Consider the following 14,195-nt stretch of genomic DNA (forward strand, 5'->3'; position numbering starts at 1 on the left):
GAAACGAAGAGCATCGCGGTGATGAAGGCGCCGGCGAAAGCAGTTGCGGCCTGGCGAGAAGAAGAGAAAGTCGCGAACATTGGTAATCCCCTTTGAACTGTGCGGACCCGACCACCGGGTCCTGCTCACTTCATTGCAGGGACCGTGCCAATTCGAAAAAGTGCTTATATTACAGTCGCGACTTGCTGCGGCGCGCCAGAAGGCACGCCGCAGCTTGGGAATTTACACCAACATTAGGAAAGCGCGCGGCTCGCGGGGAGCAGCTCAGCTCGAGGTGAAGTCCCCGCCGTCGGGATGGAGCACCTGGCCCATCATGTAGCTCGAGTCCTCGCAGGCAAGGAACAGGAACGCGGGCGCGACCTCGTTCGGCTGGCCAGGACGTCCCATGGGCGTGTCCTTGCCGAACTCGGGGATCTTCTCGGGAGGCTGGCCGCCGAACGGATTCAGAGGCGTCCAGATCGGACCAGGAGCAACCGCGTTGACGCGGATTCCCTGCTTGATGAGGTTTTTGGACAGCGACCGCGTGAATGCCGTGATCGCGCCCTTGGTAGCGCTATAGTCGAGCAGCTGCGGCGAGCCCTTGTACATCGTCACCGACGTGCAGTTCACGATGGCCGACCCCTCTTTCAGATGGGGCAGCGCGGCCTGGGTCAGGAAGAACATGCCGAAGATGTTCGTCTGGAACGTCCGCTTCAGCTGGTCTTCCGTGATGTTGCGGATGTCCTCGTCGGGGTGCTGCTCACCCGCGTTGTTGATCAGAATGTCGAGCTTGCCGAGTTGATCGACGGTCTGCTGCACGGCCTGTTCGCAGAACTGCTTGTCGCCGATATCGCCGGAAATAGTGATCGCCCTGCGGCCTTCACTCTCGACGATCTGCTTGCTCTTCGCGGCGTCGTCGTGCTCGCAGAGATACAGAATGGCGACGTCCGCACCCTCCCGAGCGAAGAGCGCTGCGACCGCCCGGCCAATCCCGCTATCCGCGCCGGTGACGAGCGCGACCTTGCCTTTCAGACGATCCGATCCGCGGTAGCGCGGCTGCCAGTCGGGCTTTGGATCGAGCTGGCTTTCGTGGCCCGGCAGTTGGTCCTCGTGGACCATTGGCTCCATGACGTCAGACATTGCGCTTACTCCTTTGCCGCGACGCCCATTCCGCGTTCGCCGAATTCTTCGATCTTGGCCTGGTTCTGCGCGTCGTTCTCAGGCGCCTTCTCCACCGGCGTCTTGCCGACGGGACCCGGCTTGTCGGTCAGGCGGTGACCGTCGCCGGGATCATCCGACATGGCGTTGTTCTGGTTCTGCGTAAGCGGTGGATTCGAAACGTGACTGTTCTGGCCCATGGTTCACTCCTTTGCCCAAGAGGGTTTGTCAGGAGAACCTTCGCGCCGTGAAGTCAGTTCCGGCGGGTCAACGCGCTGTAAAAGCAGGCCAACCCAATCCGCAGGTTAACCGCGGCGCGCGTCCGTCGGAAGGGTCCGCGGCTCCTCGCTGCGAGCAGCAGCGGCCGGCACTGAGCCCTTGCGGCATTGGGCCAGCAGCGTCGGGAAGTCGAACGCGTTGTTCTGGTCTAGCGCCTGGACCGTGGCAGCATCGCAATCGGCAGCGCTGGAGTAGCGGGTCGGCAAGGTCGCAACGGGCGTGCAGGCCGTGCCGCCGTCGGCGCAACCCAGGATGGCGATGACGAAATATGCCGGACCCATTGTTGATTCCTTGTTGAACGCCCTTTGAGAACAGTCGCTTTGTCCTTTGGTTCCAGTCGTTTCGTCGCACGTTTGCGAGAGGGGCGCCGCGTTCCTACCTAGAGGGGGATGGCGGATCAGCAGGAGGAAGTGGCAGCGCGGCCAAGTGGCGGATTCGCAGCACTGTGGCGATTTCTGCCGATGCTATGGCCAAAGCACAACGCCGAGCTGAAGGCGCGCGTCATTGCCGCGGTAGTACTGGTCCTCGCCGGCAAGGCCGTGACCCTCGTCGGACCCTACGCCCTGAAACTCGCCGTGGACCGGATGAGTGCGCATGCGGCGTTCGCGGTCGTGATGGGCCTGGTCATTGCCTACGCAGGCGCGCGGTTCGGCGGCGTGCTGTCAGACAACCTGCGCAATGCTGTGTTCGAAAAAGTCGGCCAGGATGCCGCGCGCCGGCTCGCCGGTCAGGTGTTCCGCCACGTCCACGAGCTGTCGCTTCGCTTCCACCTGGAGCGGCGCACCGGGTCGCTGACCAAGATCGTGGAGCGCGGAACCAAGAGCATCGACATGATGCTTTATTTCCTGCTGTTCAACATCGCTCCGACGATCATCGAGCTCGGCGCGATCTGCGTCATCTTCTTCGTCAAGTTCGGCATCGGCCTGGTCGCCGCGACGCTTGCGATCGTCGCCATCTACATTGCCTTCACGCGGTGGGTGACCGACTGGAGGTCGCAGATCCAGCGGCAAATGAATGACGTCGACAATCGCGCGATCGGCCGCGCCGTCGACAGCCTGCTGAACTACGAGACGGTCAAATATTTCGGCGCCGAGGAGCGCGAGGCGAAACGCTATGATGAGGCGATCGGCGCCTTTGCGCGCGCTTCGGTGCGCAACGAAGTGTCACTCGCCTGGCTCAACATCGGCCAGTCGCTGATCACCAACCTGATGATGGCCGGAGCCATGATCTTCACGGTCTGGGGCTGGAGCCGAGGCCGCTTCACGCCGGGTGACGTGGTGTGGATCAACGGCCTGCTCATGCAGCTCTTCCGGCCCCTCGACATGCTCGGCTGGGTCTACCGCTCGATCCGCCAGGGCCTGATCGACATGGAAGCGATGTGGGCGCTGCTCGACACGCCGACCGAGGTCACGGACGTGTCCGACGCACCGCCGCTTCAGGTCGGCCGCGGCGCCATCCGCTTCGAGAACGTGCACTTCGGCTACGAGAGCGGCCGCGAGATCCTCAAGGGGCTGGACATCGACATCAAGCCGGGCACCAGCTGCGCCATTGTCGGTCCGTCCGGCGCCGGCAAGTCGACGATCGCGCGGCTGCTGTACCGCTTCTACGACCCGCAGGTGGGTCGCATCCTGATCGACGGTCAGGACATTGCCACCGTCACCCAGAAGAGTCTGCGGCAGGCCATCGGCATCGTTCCGCAGGACACGGTACTCTTCAACGACACCCTCGGTTACAACATTGGCTACGGGCGAGAGCAGCCAAGTCAGGCGGACATCGAGGCGGCCGCGCGCGGCGCAGCGATCGAGCGGTTCGTCGACGTGCTCCCAGAGCGATATGAAGCAATGGTCGGTGAGCGCGGCCTGAAGCTCTCGGGCGGCGAGAAGCAGCGGGTGGCGATCGCCCGCACGCTGCTCAAGAACCCGCCCGTCCTCGTGCTCGACGAGGCCACCAGTGCACTCGACAGCCGGACCGAACAGGCGATCCAGGAAACGCTCGACCGCGTTGCCGAAAGCCGCACGACGATCATGATCGCGCACCGGCTCTCGACCGTCGTCAACGCCAACCAGATCGTCGTGCTGGACGAGGGCCGCGTTGCAGAGCGTGGCACGCACGAGCAGCTGCTCGATGCCGACGGGCTATACGCCGAGCTCTGGTACCGCCAGGCCGCCGAGCGCCTCCAGGAAGAAACACAGGAAGCCGCCGAGTGAAGGCAGTTTCACTCCGTGGCCCTCTCGGCTAGACAGTGCGCCCACACCCGCGCCAGCTCGGTCGCGCAGCCCAGAGATGATGACCGACCCGCACCGCATCCTCAAAGAGACGTTCGGCTTCGACGAGTTCCGCGGTGTGCAGGAGCAGGTGATCGACCGTGTGCTGGACGCGCAGCATACGCTTGCCGTCATGCCGACGGGCGCGGGCAAGTCGCTATGCTACCAGCTGCCGGCGCTTGCGCGTGCCGGAACTGCGCTGGTCGTGTCGCCCCTGATCGCCCTCATGCACGACCAGATCCGCAGCGCCGATGCGCTCGGCATCCGCGCGGCGTCGCTGACGTCGGCCGATGGCGACCGCGAGCGGACGGGCGAGCGGCTGCGAAGCGGAGAGCTCGACCTCATCTATGTCGCGCCGGAGCGGGTGAACACGGCCGGCTTTCGGCAGTTGTTGCGCGACGTTCCGCTCGCGCTGATCGCCATCGATGAAGCGCATTGCGTCAGCGAGTGGGGGCACGACTTCCGCCCCGATTACCGGCAGCTCGCGGCCCTGCTGGATGACTATCCGGACGTGCCGCGGCTTGCGCTCACGGCCACCGCCGACGAGCGCACGCGATCGGATATCCTCGCGCAACTCGGCATTCCCGATGAAGGACTGATCGTTGCGGGCTTCGATCGGCCGAACATCCGCTATCATGTGCGGCCGCGCGACGGGATCGGCGGGCAGCTCAAGGCTCTGCTGGCGAGCCAGAGCGGGCCGGGCATCGTCTACGCGCCGAGCCGCGACCAATCCGAACGTATCGCCGAGCAGCTGCAAGCTACCGGGCGTCCATCATTACCATATCACGCCGGCCTTGAGCCGCAGGTGCGCGCACGCAACCAGTCGGCGTTCGTCCAGTCGGAGGAGCTGGTGATCGCCGCCACCGTCGCGTTCGGGATGGGCATCGACAAGCCCGACGTGCGCTTTGTCGCGCACGCGGCAATCCCGAAGTCGATCGAAGCTTATTATCAGGAAACCGGGCGCGCCGGCCGCGACGGCGACCCTGCCGAGGCGTGGCTATTCTGGTCCGCGGAAGACTTCGCGCGCGCTCGCCGCCGCATCGAAACGGAAGTGGAGCCGGACCGCCGCGCCGGTGAGCGCGAGCGTCTCAATGCGCTGGCGGCGCTGGTCGAGACCTCGGAATGCCGCCGCGCGATTCTGTTGCGCCACTTCGGCGAGAATCCGCCGGAGCGCTGCGGCAATTGCGACAATTGCCTGGATCCCCCGGCCGCGATCGATGTGACCGAAGTCGCGCGAAAACTCCTGTCCGCCGCGTTCCGCACCGAAATGCGGTTCGGTGTCGCCCACCTCGCCGAGGTGCTGGCCGGCAACGACAGCGAGAAGGTTCGGAGCTTCGGCCATGACCGCTTGTCCGTGTTCGGCATCGCTTCCGCAGACGAAGTCGCGATGATCCGCCCGACGGCCCGAGCACTGATCGCGCGCGATGCCTTGCGCGCGGACGCCTACGGGGGACTGAGCTTCGGACCGGGCGCGAAGCCGGTCCTGAAAGGCGAGCAGACGGTGACGATCACGGTTCCGCCCGCGAAGCGAAGCCGGAAACGCGGCGCGCGCGACGAAGGGCCGGTCGATCCGGTGTTCGAGCGATTGCGCGCTGCCCGTCGGGCGATCGCTGCCGAAGCGAAGGTCCCGCCCTACGTCGTCTTCCACGACTCGACCCTGCGGGAGATCGTCGCGGCACAACCGACCAGCCTGGACGAACTCGCAGCCGTGCAAGGGGTCGGCGCCGCCAAGCTGGCCCGGTTCGGCGAGGCAATGCTGGCCGCGCTTCACGAAGCGGATTGACATTCACCACTGCGAAAGCGCGAAGCGTCTTGAAACAAACGATAGTTTCCTGGGGAGTATCGATGATCCGTGCACTTCTACTTGCAACCGCAACGATTGCCGTGTCGGCGCCCTTAGCCGCAGCGCCTGCCCGCAAGGCTGCAGCCGGTCCGGCGACCCTTGCCGCATCGAACCCGTTCGCCAAGGCGAGCACGCTGCCCCTCCAGGCGCCGGATTTCTCGAAGATCCGCGACCGGGACTATCTGCCAGCACTGCTCGCCGGGATGGCGCAGCAGAAGGCGGAAGTGAGCGCGATCGCCAACCAGAAGGCGAGCCCGACCTTCGACAACACCGTCACTGCAATGGAGCGCTCCGGCGTCCTGCTGGAGCGGGCCAACCTCGCCTTCTCGGCAGTGAACGGCGCCAACACCAACGATGTGCTTCAGGCGACCGACACCAAGACGGCGCCGCTGTTCGCCGCGCACAATGACTTCATCTACCTGAACGCCAAGCTGTTCCAGCGCTTCAAGTACCTGCACGACCACCAGTCGGAGCTGAACCTGAACCCTGAGCAGGCGAAGCTTCTCGACGTTTATTACAAGCAGTTCCTGCACGCCGGTGCCGAACTGACGCCGGCCAAGCAGGTCCAGCTCAAGGTCATGAACAAGCAGCTCAGCACGCTGCAGACCGCCTTCAACCAGAAGTTGCTTGCCGCGGCGAAGGCGGGTGCGCTGCACGTAACGGACTCCTCTGCGCTGGCGGGGCTCTCGGCGGAGCAGGTCGCCGCCGCCCAGCAGGCGGCCGCCGACCGCAAGGTCGCCGGCTACGTGCTGCCGATGCAGAACACCACGCGGCAGCCGGCGATGGAGTCGCTGACGAACCATGCGACGCGCCAGGCACTCCTTGATGCAAGCCTCACCCGCGCCGAGAAGGGCGACGCAAACGACACCCGCGCGACCATCAGCGAGATCGCCCAGCTGCGGGCGAAAAAGGCTGCGCTGCTCGGCTATCCCACCTGGGCCGACTACGCGCTCTACGACCAGATGGCGAAGAACCGGCAGACGGCGGTTGCTTTCCTCGACCGGTTGGCGCCGGCGACCGCGGCCAAGCAGCGCCAGGAAGCCGCGGACATCCGCGCCCTCGCCAAGTCGCAAGGTGCCACCTTCGAGGTCACACCAGCGGACTGGGACTATTACGCCCAGCAGATCCGCAAGAGCCGGTACGCTCTCAACAACGATGAGCTGAAGCCGTACTTCGAGTTCAACAAGGTGCTGACGGACGGCGTCTTTTATGCCGCGAACCAGCTGTACGGGCTGACCTTCAGCGAGCGTAAGGACATCCCGACCTGGAACCCTGACATGCGCGTGTTCCAGGTCACGGACCAGGACGGCAAGCAGATCGCGATCTTCATGATCGACCCGTGGAAGCGCGACAACAAGCAGGGCGGCGCCTGGATGTCGAACCTGGTGAACCAGTCGTATCTGCGCGGCACCCAGCCGGTGATCTACAACGTCGAGAACTTCGCGAAGCCTGCCGCCGGACAGCCGGCGCTGATCAGCTGGGACGATGTCACCACGATGTTCCACGAGTTCGGCCACGCTCTGCACGGCATCTTCGCCGCGCAGACCTACCCGACCTTGTCCGGAACGAACGTGGCGCGTGACTTCGTCGAGTTCCCCTCTCAGTTCAACGAGAACTGGGCGCTCGATCCGAAGGTCCTCCCGCACTACGCGGTTCACTACCAGACGGGTCAGGTCATTCCCCAGGAACTCGTCGCCAAGATCAAGCGCTCGAGCACATTCAACCAGGGCTATGACAACGGCGAGACGCTCGAAGCCGCGCGGCTCGACCTCGACTGGCACTCGCTCCCGGCAACCGCCCCACGCCAGGACGTCGACAAGTTCGAGGCGGAGGCCCTGGCGCACGGCGGCTTCGACGTTGCCGACGTTCCGCCCCGTTACCGCTCGAGCTATTTCCTGCACATCTGGAGTAACGGCTATTCCGCGGGCTACTACGCCTATCCGTGGACCCGCATGCTGGGGCAGGACGCCTTCAATTGGTTCGAGACGCACGGCGGCCTGACCCGGGCGAATGGCCAGCGGTTCCGCGACATGGTGCTGTCGCGCGGAAACACGCTCGACCTGGCCGAGATGTACCGGGCATTCGCCGGCCACGACCCGAGCATCCAGCCGTATCTCGAATATTACGGCCTTGTCGGCTCCGACGCTGCGGCGACTGCGCCGGGCAGCGACAAGACGGCCAAGTAGGGTGATCCGCAAACTGGACGACGGCGCACTGGTCTGCAGCCAGATCGCACCAGGCGACGTCGCCCGGCTCGCGGAGCAGGGCGTCACGGTGCTGGTCAACAACCGGCCCGACGGCGAAGAGCCGGGACAGCCGGCCGCCGCAGAGATCGAGGCAGCGGCCGAAGCGGCAGGCATCGCCTACCGCTTCGTGCCCGTCCAGCGTGGGATCGGCCCTGCCGAGATCGAAGGGATGCGAGAAGCGATCCGCGCCGCCGGCGACGGCAAGCTGCTCGCCTTCTGCCGGTCGGGAACTCGCTCGGCGCTGACCTGGGCGCTCGCCAAGCGCGCGGAAGGCGCTTCGGCGCAGGACGTCGTGCGAAGCATCGCGCAAGCCGGGCTGGATCCCAGCCCGATCGCTCACCTGCTCTAGGCGGAGCGCGCCTTCACCAGGGGAAAACGTCTCCGGCGGCAATCTCGTCAGGCCGCGGTGCCCGGCCCAGCATGGCGTTGCGATGCGGGAAGCGGCCAAACTTCTCGATCGCGTCATGGTGTAGCTTCGCGTAGCGAAGGAGGGTTGCGTCACCCAGTTGCGTGAAGAGCAGGACGGACTGGTTCTGGTCCGCCACGCTCTCGCTGTGCTCAAACGGCATGTACAGGAAGCCCCGCTCCGCCGGCTCTAGTTCCTCATCTAACGCAGCCCCGATTGCCGCCTTGGCGATCGCGAGAGCGAGGTGATCGGTCGAAAACTGGTCGGCGTGACCGCGGAACATGTTACGCGGAAACTGGTCGAAAAGGATGATTGCGGCGAGCGCAGTGAGCGCGTCAGTGACGAAGGATTGGGCGGGCAGCTGCCGCTTCTCGTTCCACAGCTTGAGGAAGCGCTGGCGGATGTCGTCGTCGAGGTCCGGCCCGCCGCGCCACCATTGTTCGAAGGATAAACCGAACCAGAACTTGAGGACTTCGGCACGCCAGTCCGCAGCGGCCATTACGCGGCCGTTCCCCCGACTGTCAGGCCATCGATGAGCATACTGGGCTGGCCCACGCCGGCAGGGACACTCTGACCCGCCTTGCCGCACACGCCGATGCCGGGATCGAGCCCGAGATCGTTGCCGATGCCCTTCACCCGGGTGAGGACCGTCGGTCCGTCGCCGATCAACGTCGCGCCTTTGACGGGCTCCGCAATCCGGCCGCCGCGGATCCGGTACGCCTCGGTGCAGGAGAACACGAACTTGCCGCTTGTGATGTCGACTTGTCCGCCGCCGAAGCTCTTGGCGTAGATGCCGTCCTGCACCCGCTCGACCAGCTCGGCAGGATCGTCCTGGCCTGCCAGCATGAACGTGTTCGTCATGCGCGGCATCGGCGCATGTGCGAAGCTTTCACGCCGGCCGTTGCCGGTCGGCGCCATGCCCATGAGACGAGCATTGAGCCGGTCCTGCAGGTAGCCCTTCAGGATGCCGTCCTCGATCAGCACGGTCCGGCCAGTCGGCGTTCCCTCGTCGTCGATCGTGAGCGACCCACGCCGTTGCTCCATCGCGCCGTCGTCAACGACCGTAACACCGGGAGCAGCAACGCGCTCGCCGATTCGGCCGGAGAAAGCGGAAGTGCCCTTGCGGTTGAAGTCGCCTTCGAGGCCGTGGCCGACCGCCTCGTGGAGCAAGACCCCGCACCAGCCGGGCCCGAGGACCACCGGCATCTCGCCGGCCGGAGCGGCGGCCGCATCGAGGTTGGTCAATGCCTGAGCAAGAGCAACATCGATAGCGTCGCTCCAGGTCTCTTCCTGGAACAACTGGTCGTAGAGGTAGCGCCCGCCGAGGCCCTGGAAGCCCAGCTCGCGGCGCCCGTTCTGCTCGACAACGATCTGCACGCCCAGGCGCACCAGCGGGCGTACGTCGGAAACAACGAAATTGTCCGCACGGACGATGTCGATGACGCTCCAGCTGCCCGACAGCGTCACGCTGACCTGCGCCACCCGGGGGTCGCGCGCGCGCGCCGCGGCGTCGATACGCTCGCAAAGCGCGACCTTGTCCGCGAACGGCACGGCGGCGAGCGGGTCATCGGCGCCATACATTGACCGGTTAGTGCGCGCCGGCGCAGGTGAATGGGGCCCCTTGGCAGGGTCGAGCAGCTTGAGAGTCGCAGCAGCGCGCTCGATCGCCGCCTCGCTGATTTCATTGGCGTGGGCGAATGCCGTGGTCTCGCCAGTAACCCCTCGCAGGCCGAACCCGGATGTACTGTGGTAGTCTGCGGTCTTCAGCCGACCATCATCGAAGCCGAATGCCTCGCTAGTGCTGTACTGGAGGTAGAGCTCGCCATCGTCGCACGCGGAGAGATGGCGAGCGGCAAGTGCGCGCCCGGCGTCCGGGTCGAGGTTGCGGTAGAGGAAACGGCGCGGATCGGCGGCACTCATTCCGATTGGGTGTCCGCAGGTCCCCCAATGGTGACGAAACGGCGGTCGCAATAGCCGCACTCGACGAAGCCGCGCTCCGGATCGATGCGAAGGTAGACGCGCGGGTGGCCCAGCGCTGGATCAATCTCACCGGAACCGTCGCAGACGACCTGCGCGGTGGAAACACGGAAGACTTCGGGCGGGGGCTGAACTTGCATGAGAGCGAGGTAGCAACCCGCCCGCGACGGTTCAATGACGCGGCTTATTGATAATTGGCGCTGACGTTGAAGGTTGCCGTGTACACGCCTTCCGGCTGGTCGGCGGCAATCTGCAGGATGCCCCCGATTCCGAAAAAGAATGCGCGCGTGGTCGGGTCGATCTGCTTGATCGGCGAGCCCTGCAATGTGAGCGCGAGGACCGTGATCTTGTCACCGGCCGTGCTGGCAAGCTCGGTTGGCTGGGTCATCGTTACGATAACTTGCTGGTTCGGAGTGCCCGCGCCGCCGAAGTAGGCGCGATGACCCACTGCGCTGGGCACGCCGGTCACCCCGCCGCCGAGCGTGCGGTTGCCGGTCGTCGCGTCAATCGAGACAAATCCGGAGACCGCGGACGGAATCAAAGTGCCGAAGTCGAGGTCGTCGATCTTGGTGAGGGTCAGCGGCACGAGCACCAGCGCCTTGCCGCTCGCGTTCTTGTCCGGAGCGACGGGCTGGGCCGTGGCGGCCGTCGCCAACGACAACGCCGTAGCTGCAATGATGATGCTTCCGTAACGCACTGTCGCTTGCCCCATTGGCCCGTTCGATTGGACCGCCACAATGGACGGCCCCCCTAACGGTCCCTTGAAGATTCTAGGTAAGCGCAGGATTAATCCTGAATATCAACGCTCAAGGATATTGGACGTCCACCGTGAAAGTGCCCACGTAGGTGCCTTCCACCTGGTTGGCGTTGACGTGGAGCGTGCCGCCGACCTTGAAGGCATAGGTAGACTTCGAAGGCACGTTGCGGCGGCTGGTGCCGTCCAGCGTCCATGTGTCGACGGTCATGGTCTGGGTGCCGCCGACGCGAGTGAGAACCGACGCGGCTTTTGGCAGGCGAATGATGACGACATTGCCTGTGGGAGTAACGCCTTCGAACACGGCCGAATGCGGGAACCCGCCGACTGCCACCACGCCGCCGGTCGTCGTGATCTTGTCCGTGTTCGGGTCGACGACCGCCGTGCCCGCCGTCGTTACGGTCGCGAGCCCGAAGTCGAGGTCGTAGTTCTTCTGGACGCCGATCGGCTGGTAGATGTTGACGGCAGCAGTGGCGTTCCGGTCCGGAGCGACCCGTGTCGGAGCAGCCGCCGCCAACGGCGCCGCGGCAGCGCCGGCGAACAGGAACGCAAGACAAGAGGTGAAGGAGCGGCTCACGCGCTCCCGGCTAGACGGTTAACGTCAAGATGATTCTATCTCTTAGGGTAAACAGTGGATTTACCTTCAGCGCTTGTCGCCCAACGGGACCGCTCCTATGCCGCGGCTGGCCATGACCGAGCCCGCAATCCGCATCGAATCCCTGTCCAAAGTCTATGCAGGCGGAAAACGTGCGCTCGACGACGTCAGCTTCGATGTGCCGCGTGGCGAGATCTTCGGGCTGCTCGGGCCCAACGGCGCCGGCAAGTCGACACTGATCAACATCCTCGCCGGACTGGTCGTGAAGACCGGCGGCAAGGTGACGATCTGGGGCTTCGACATCGATCAGCACCCGAGGAACGCGAAGCGTTCGATCGGCGTGGTTCCGCAGGAGATCATCTTCGATCCGTTCTTCTCGCCGCGCGAGACGCTCGAGATCCAGGCCGGGCTTTATGGAGTGCCCGCTTCGGAGCGTAAGAGCGACGAGCTGCTTGCCGCGATGCACCTGAGCGACAAGGCCAATGCTTACGCCCGGACGCTGTCCGGCGGCATGAAGCGCCGGCTGCTAGTCGCGAAGGCCATGACCCACTCGCCGCCCATCCTGGTGCTCGACGAGCCTACTGCCGGTGTCGACGTCGAGCTGCGCCGCCAGCTCTGGGAATATGTGCGCAGGCTGCATGCACAAGGTGTCACCATCGTCCTGACAACGCACTATCTCGAAGAAGCGGAGCAGCTGTGCGACCGGATCGCGATCATCCACCATGGCCGGGTGATCGCCAATGAGCCGACGCGGCAGCTGATCGCCAAGGCGCAGGACAAGTCGGTCGTGGTCACCTTCGACCGCGACATCGTCAACGTGCCGACCAACAGCTGTTTCGAGAACATCTCGCTGGTCGACGAGCGAACGCTCGAGATCAGCTACCGCAAGGACCGCGTGAACGCAGGCGAGGTGCTGAGCGCGCTTGCTGCAAACGGGCTCGGCATCGTCGACGTAACCACGCGGGATCCTGACCTGGAGGACGTGTTCCTGAGCCTCGTCGGCTCTGACCAGGCCGCTGCGTGAGCATCGAGACCGACGTCCTCATCGTCGGATCGGGTGCGGCCGGGCTGACTGCTGCGCTGAACCTTGCCGAGACGCACAAGGTGGCGGTGATCGCCAAGGGCGCGGTCGGCGACAGCGCAACGGGACGCGCCCAGGGGGGGATTGCTGCCGTCCTGGAAGAGGGCGACAGCTTCGAATCGCACGTCAACGACACGATGATTGCCGGTGCGGGCCTTAACGACGTTCACGTGGTCGAGCATGTGGTCGAGGCGGCGCCGCGCGCGATCGAGCACCTGATCCAGCTGGGCGTGCCTTTCGCGACCGACGGGAACGCGCTCCATCTCACGCGCGAGGGCGGGCACAGCCACCGCCGGATTGTCCATGTGGCAGACGCAACGGGCTACGCGATCCAGCAGGCGCTGGAGAGTGCCGCCGCCAAGCACCCGAACATCACGCTTGTCCCGGACATGGTCGCCATCGACCTGCTCACCGGACGCAACGCGACCCACTTCTCGACCAACGGCGCGATCCACGGGCTTTACGCCTGGAACCGGCGGACGAGGCGGGTGGAACGGCTGACCGGCCGGGCAACGCTGCTGGCGACAGGCGGCGCGGGCCGCACCTACCTCTATTCGACGGCGCCGCGGGGAGCGACCGGGGACGGCATCGCGATGGCGTGGCGCGCCGGCTGCCGAGTGTCGAACATGGAATTCATGCAGTTCCACCCGACCTGCCTCTACAATCTCGACGTCAAGAACTTCCTCATCACGGAGGCTGTCCGCGGCGAGGGTGGGCAGCTCAAGCTTCCGCCAGGAGTGAAGGGCGGCGGCACTCGCTTCATGCCCAACTTCGACGAGCGCGCGGAGCTCGCCCCGCGCGACATCGTGGCCCGCGCTATCGACCACGAGATCAAGCGGCTCGGCCTCGACTACGTGCACCTCGACATCTCGCACCGCGACGAGGACTTCGTCAGGGCGCATTTCCCCAACATTTACGACAAGCTGCTTGGACTCGGGATCGACATCACGAAGCAGCCGATCCCGGTCGTGCCGGCGCAGCATTATACCTGCGGCGGCGTCGTCGTTGACCTTGATGGCCGGACGGATGCTCCCGGGCTCTATGCTGCCGGCGAAGTCACCCAGTCCGGACTCCACGGTGCCAACCGCCTCGCCTCCAACAGCCTGCTTGAATGCCTCGTCTTCGGGGAAGCCGCGGCCAAGCACATTGCCGCAAATTTCGGCGACCTGCCCGAAGTGCCCGAGATCCGGCCTTGGGACGAAAGCCGGGTCACCGACAGCGACGAGGAAGTCGTCATCGCCCAGACCTGGGGCGAGATCCGCCGCTTCATGTGGAATTACGTTGGCATCGTCCGCTCGACCAAGCGGCTGGAGCGCGCCAAGCATCGAATCGACATGCTCCGCCAGGAAGTTCGCGACTATTACGCGCACTTCCGGGTCACACCGGACCTGATCGAGCTTCGCAACCTGGTAGACGTCGCCGACCTGATCATCCGCTCGGCCTTGTCCCGGCACGAGAGCCGCGGCCTTCACTACACCCTCGATTATCCCGGCCTGCTACCCACCGCGACCGACACGGTGCTGGTCCCGTAGCACTCGCAGCTCTTATGGAGATTTTTGTTAAACTTGCGGCAATTCACTAACGTAAGTGACTCAAGAACGGCTGAAATCCGT

The 14,195-nt window shown here is 65.0% G+C and carries 14 protein-coding genes; 6 read left to right on the plus strand and 8 right to left on the minus strand.

Annotated features, from left to right (window positions below; all coding sequences use genetic code 11):
• Positions 1-264: 264 nt before the first annotated feature.
• The 3 genes from ACUXST_RS08830 to ACUXST_RS08840 all read right to left on the minus strand — a co-directional run bounded on the left by ACUXST_RS08830 (position 265) and on the right by ACUXST_RS08840 (position 1,697).
• A complete protein-coding gene (locus ACUXST_RS08830) occupies positions 265-1,119 on the minus strand; it encodes an SDR family oxidoreductase (protein ID WP_458389611.1) in 855 nt (284 codons plus the stop codon).
• A gap of 5 nt (positions 1,120-1,124) precedes the next feature.
• Complete coding sequence (locus ACUXST_RS08835; protein WP_458389612.1) at positions 1,125-1,337, minus strand: hypothetical protein; 213 nt, start codon at positions 1,335-1,337, stop codon at positions 1,125-1,127.
• A 105-nt stretch (positions 1,338-1,442) separates the two neighbouring features.
• Positions 1,443-1,697 carry a hypothetical protein gene (locus tag ACUXST_RS08840; RefSeq protein WP_458389613.1) on the minus strand — a complete coding sequence of 85 codons (255 nt, stop codon included), beginning with the start codon at positions 1,695-1,697 and terminating at the stop codon, positions 1,443-1,445.
• A gap of 108 nt (positions 1,698-1,805) precedes the next feature.
• Between ACUXST_RS08840 and ACUXST_RS08845 the strand changes: the two genes are divergently transcribed.
• The 4 genes from ACUXST_RS08845 (at position 1,806) to ACUXST_RS08860 (ending at position 8,118) form a co-directional block, all read left to right on the plus strand.
• Positions 1,806-3,623: an ABCB family ABC transporter ATP-binding protein/permease gene (locus ACUXST_RS08845; protein ID WP_458389614.1), complete on the plus strand. Its 1,818-nt coding sequence runs from the start codon at positions 1,806-1,808 to the stop codon at positions 3,621-3,623.
• Between the two features lie 76 nt (positions 3,624-3,699).
• The gene (recQ, locus tag ACUXST_RS08850; protein ID WP_458389615.1) at positions 3,700-5,463 is read left to right on the plus strand and encodes a DNA helicase RecQ; all 1,764 of its coding nucleotides are present in this window, start codon (positions 3,700-3,702) and stop codon (positions 5,461-5,463) included.
• Between the two features lie 62 nt (positions 5,464-5,525).
• Positions 5,526-7,709 (plus strand): M3 family metallopeptidase, encoded by a 2,184-nt coding sequence (locus tag ACUXST_RS08855; protein ID WP_458389616.1) that lies wholly within the window; start codon positions 5,526-5,528, stop codon positions 7,707-7,709.
• Position 7,710: 1 nt separating this feature from the next.
• Complete coding sequence (locus ACUXST_RS08860) at positions 7,711-8,118, plus strand: TIGR01244 family sulfur transferase (RefSeq protein ID WP_458389617.1); 408 nt, start codon at positions 7,711-7,713, stop codon at positions 8,116-8,118.
• A gap of 13 nt (positions 8,119-8,131) precedes the next feature.
• On the opposite strand, the gene ACUXST_RS08865 is transcribed toward ACUXST_RS08860, so the two are convergent.
• From ACUXST_RS08865 to ACUXST_RS08885, 5 genes are all read right to left on the minus strand, one after another.
• Positions 8,132-8,674: a DUF924 family protein gene (locus tag ACUXST_RS08865; RefSeq protein WP_458389618.1), complete on the minus strand. Its 543-nt coding sequence runs from the start codon at positions 8,672-8,674 to the stop codon at positions 8,132-8,134.
• On the minus strand, positions 8,674-10,095 hold the full coding sequence (tldD, locus tag ACUXST_RS08870) for a metalloprotease TldD (RefSeq protein WP_458389619.1): 1,422 nt from the start codon (positions 10,093-10,095) through the stop codon (positions 8,674-8,676). Before tldD ends, ACUXST_RS08865 begins: the two co-directional genes overlap by 1 nt.
• Positions 10,092-10,292 carry a zinc-finger domain-containing protein gene (locus ACUXST_RS08875; RefSeq protein WP_458389620.1) on the minus strand — a complete coding sequence of 67 codons (201 nt, stop codon included), beginning with the start codon at positions 10,290-10,292 and terminating at the stop codon, positions 10,092-10,094. Before ACUXST_RS08875 ends, tldD begins: the two co-directional genes overlap by 4 nt.
• 44 nt (positions 10,293-10,336) lie before the next feature.
• Complete coding sequence (locus ACUXST_RS08880; protein WP_458389621.1) at positions 10,337-10,849, minus strand: DUF4402 domain-containing protein; 513 nt, start codon at positions 10,847-10,849, stop codon at positions 10,337-10,339.
• Between the two features lie 109 nt (positions 10,850-10,958).
• Positions 10,959-11,483 carry a DUF4402 domain-containing protein gene (locus ACUXST_RS08885; protein WP_458389622.1) on the minus strand — a complete coding sequence of 175 codons (525 nt, stop codon included), beginning with the start codon at positions 11,481-11,483 and terminating at the stop codon, positions 10,959-10,961.
• A gap of 112 nt (positions 11,484-11,595) precedes the next feature.
• Here ACUXST_RS08885 and ACUXST_RS08890 point away from each other — a divergent pair, with 112 nt between their 5' ends.
• Both ACUXST_RS08890 and nadB read left to right on the plus strand, forming a co-directional pair.
• Positions 11,596-12,525, plus strand: a complete 930-nt coding sequence (locus ACUXST_RS08890) for an ABC transporter ATP-binding protein (RefSeq protein ID WP_458389623.1) — start codon at positions 11,596-11,598, stop codon at positions 12,523-12,525.
• A complete protein-coding gene (nadB, locus tag ACUXST_RS08895; protein WP_458389624.1) occupies positions 12,522-14,114 on the plus strand; it encodes an L-aspartate oxidase in 1,593 nt (530 codons plus the stop codon). The genes ACUXST_RS08890 and nadB overlap by 4 nt, the downstream gene beginning before the upstream one ends.
• Positions 14,115-14,195 lie beyond the last annotated feature (81 nt).

It is taken from the genome of Sphingomonas sp. F9_3S_D5_B_2 (assembly GCF_054263715.1).

Bases quoted from the DNA above. Each gene is read 5' to 3' on its own strand.
- ACUXST_RS08845 (WP_458389614.1), top strand. From the start codon at position 1,806: ATGGCGGATCAGCAGGAGGAAGTGGCAGCGCGGCCAAGTGGCGGATTC.
- tldD (WP_458389619.1), bottom strand. From the start codon at position 10,095: ATGAGTGCCGCCGATCCGCGCCGTTTCCTCTACCGCAACCTCGACCCG.
- ACUXST_RS08890 (WP_458389623.1), top strand. From the start codon at position 11,596: ATGACCGAGCCCGCAATCCGCATCGAATCCCTGTCCAAAGTCTATGCA.
- ACUXST_RS08840 (WP_458389613.1), bottom strand. From the start codon at position 1,697: ATGGGTCCGGCATATTTCGTCATCGCCATCCTGGGTTGCGCCGACGGC.
- ACUXST_RS08835 (WP_458389612.1), bottom strand. From the start codon at position 1,337: ATGGGCCAGAACAGTCACGTTTCGAATCCACCGCTTACGCAGAACCAG.
- ACUXST_RS08855 (WP_458389616.1), top strand. From the start codon at position 5,526: ATGATCCGTGCACTTCTACTTGCAACCGCAACGATTGCCGTGTCGGCG.
- recQ (WP_458389615.1), top strand. From the start codon at position 3,700: ATGATGACCGACCCGCACCGCATCCTCAAAGAGACGTTCGGCTTCGAC.
- ACUXST_RS08865 (WP_458389618.1), bottom strand. From the start codon at position 8,674: ATGGCCGCTGCGGACTGGCGTGCCGAAGTCCTCAAGTTCTGGTTCGGT.
- ACUXST_RS08830 (WP_458389611.1), bottom strand. From the start codon at position 1,119: ATGTCTGACGTCATGGAGCCAATGGTCCACGAGGACCAACTGCCGGGC.
- ACUXST_RS08875 (WP_458389620.1), bottom strand. From the start codon at position 10,292: ATGCAAGTTCAGCCCCCGCCCGAAGTCTTCCGTGTTTCCACCGCGCAG.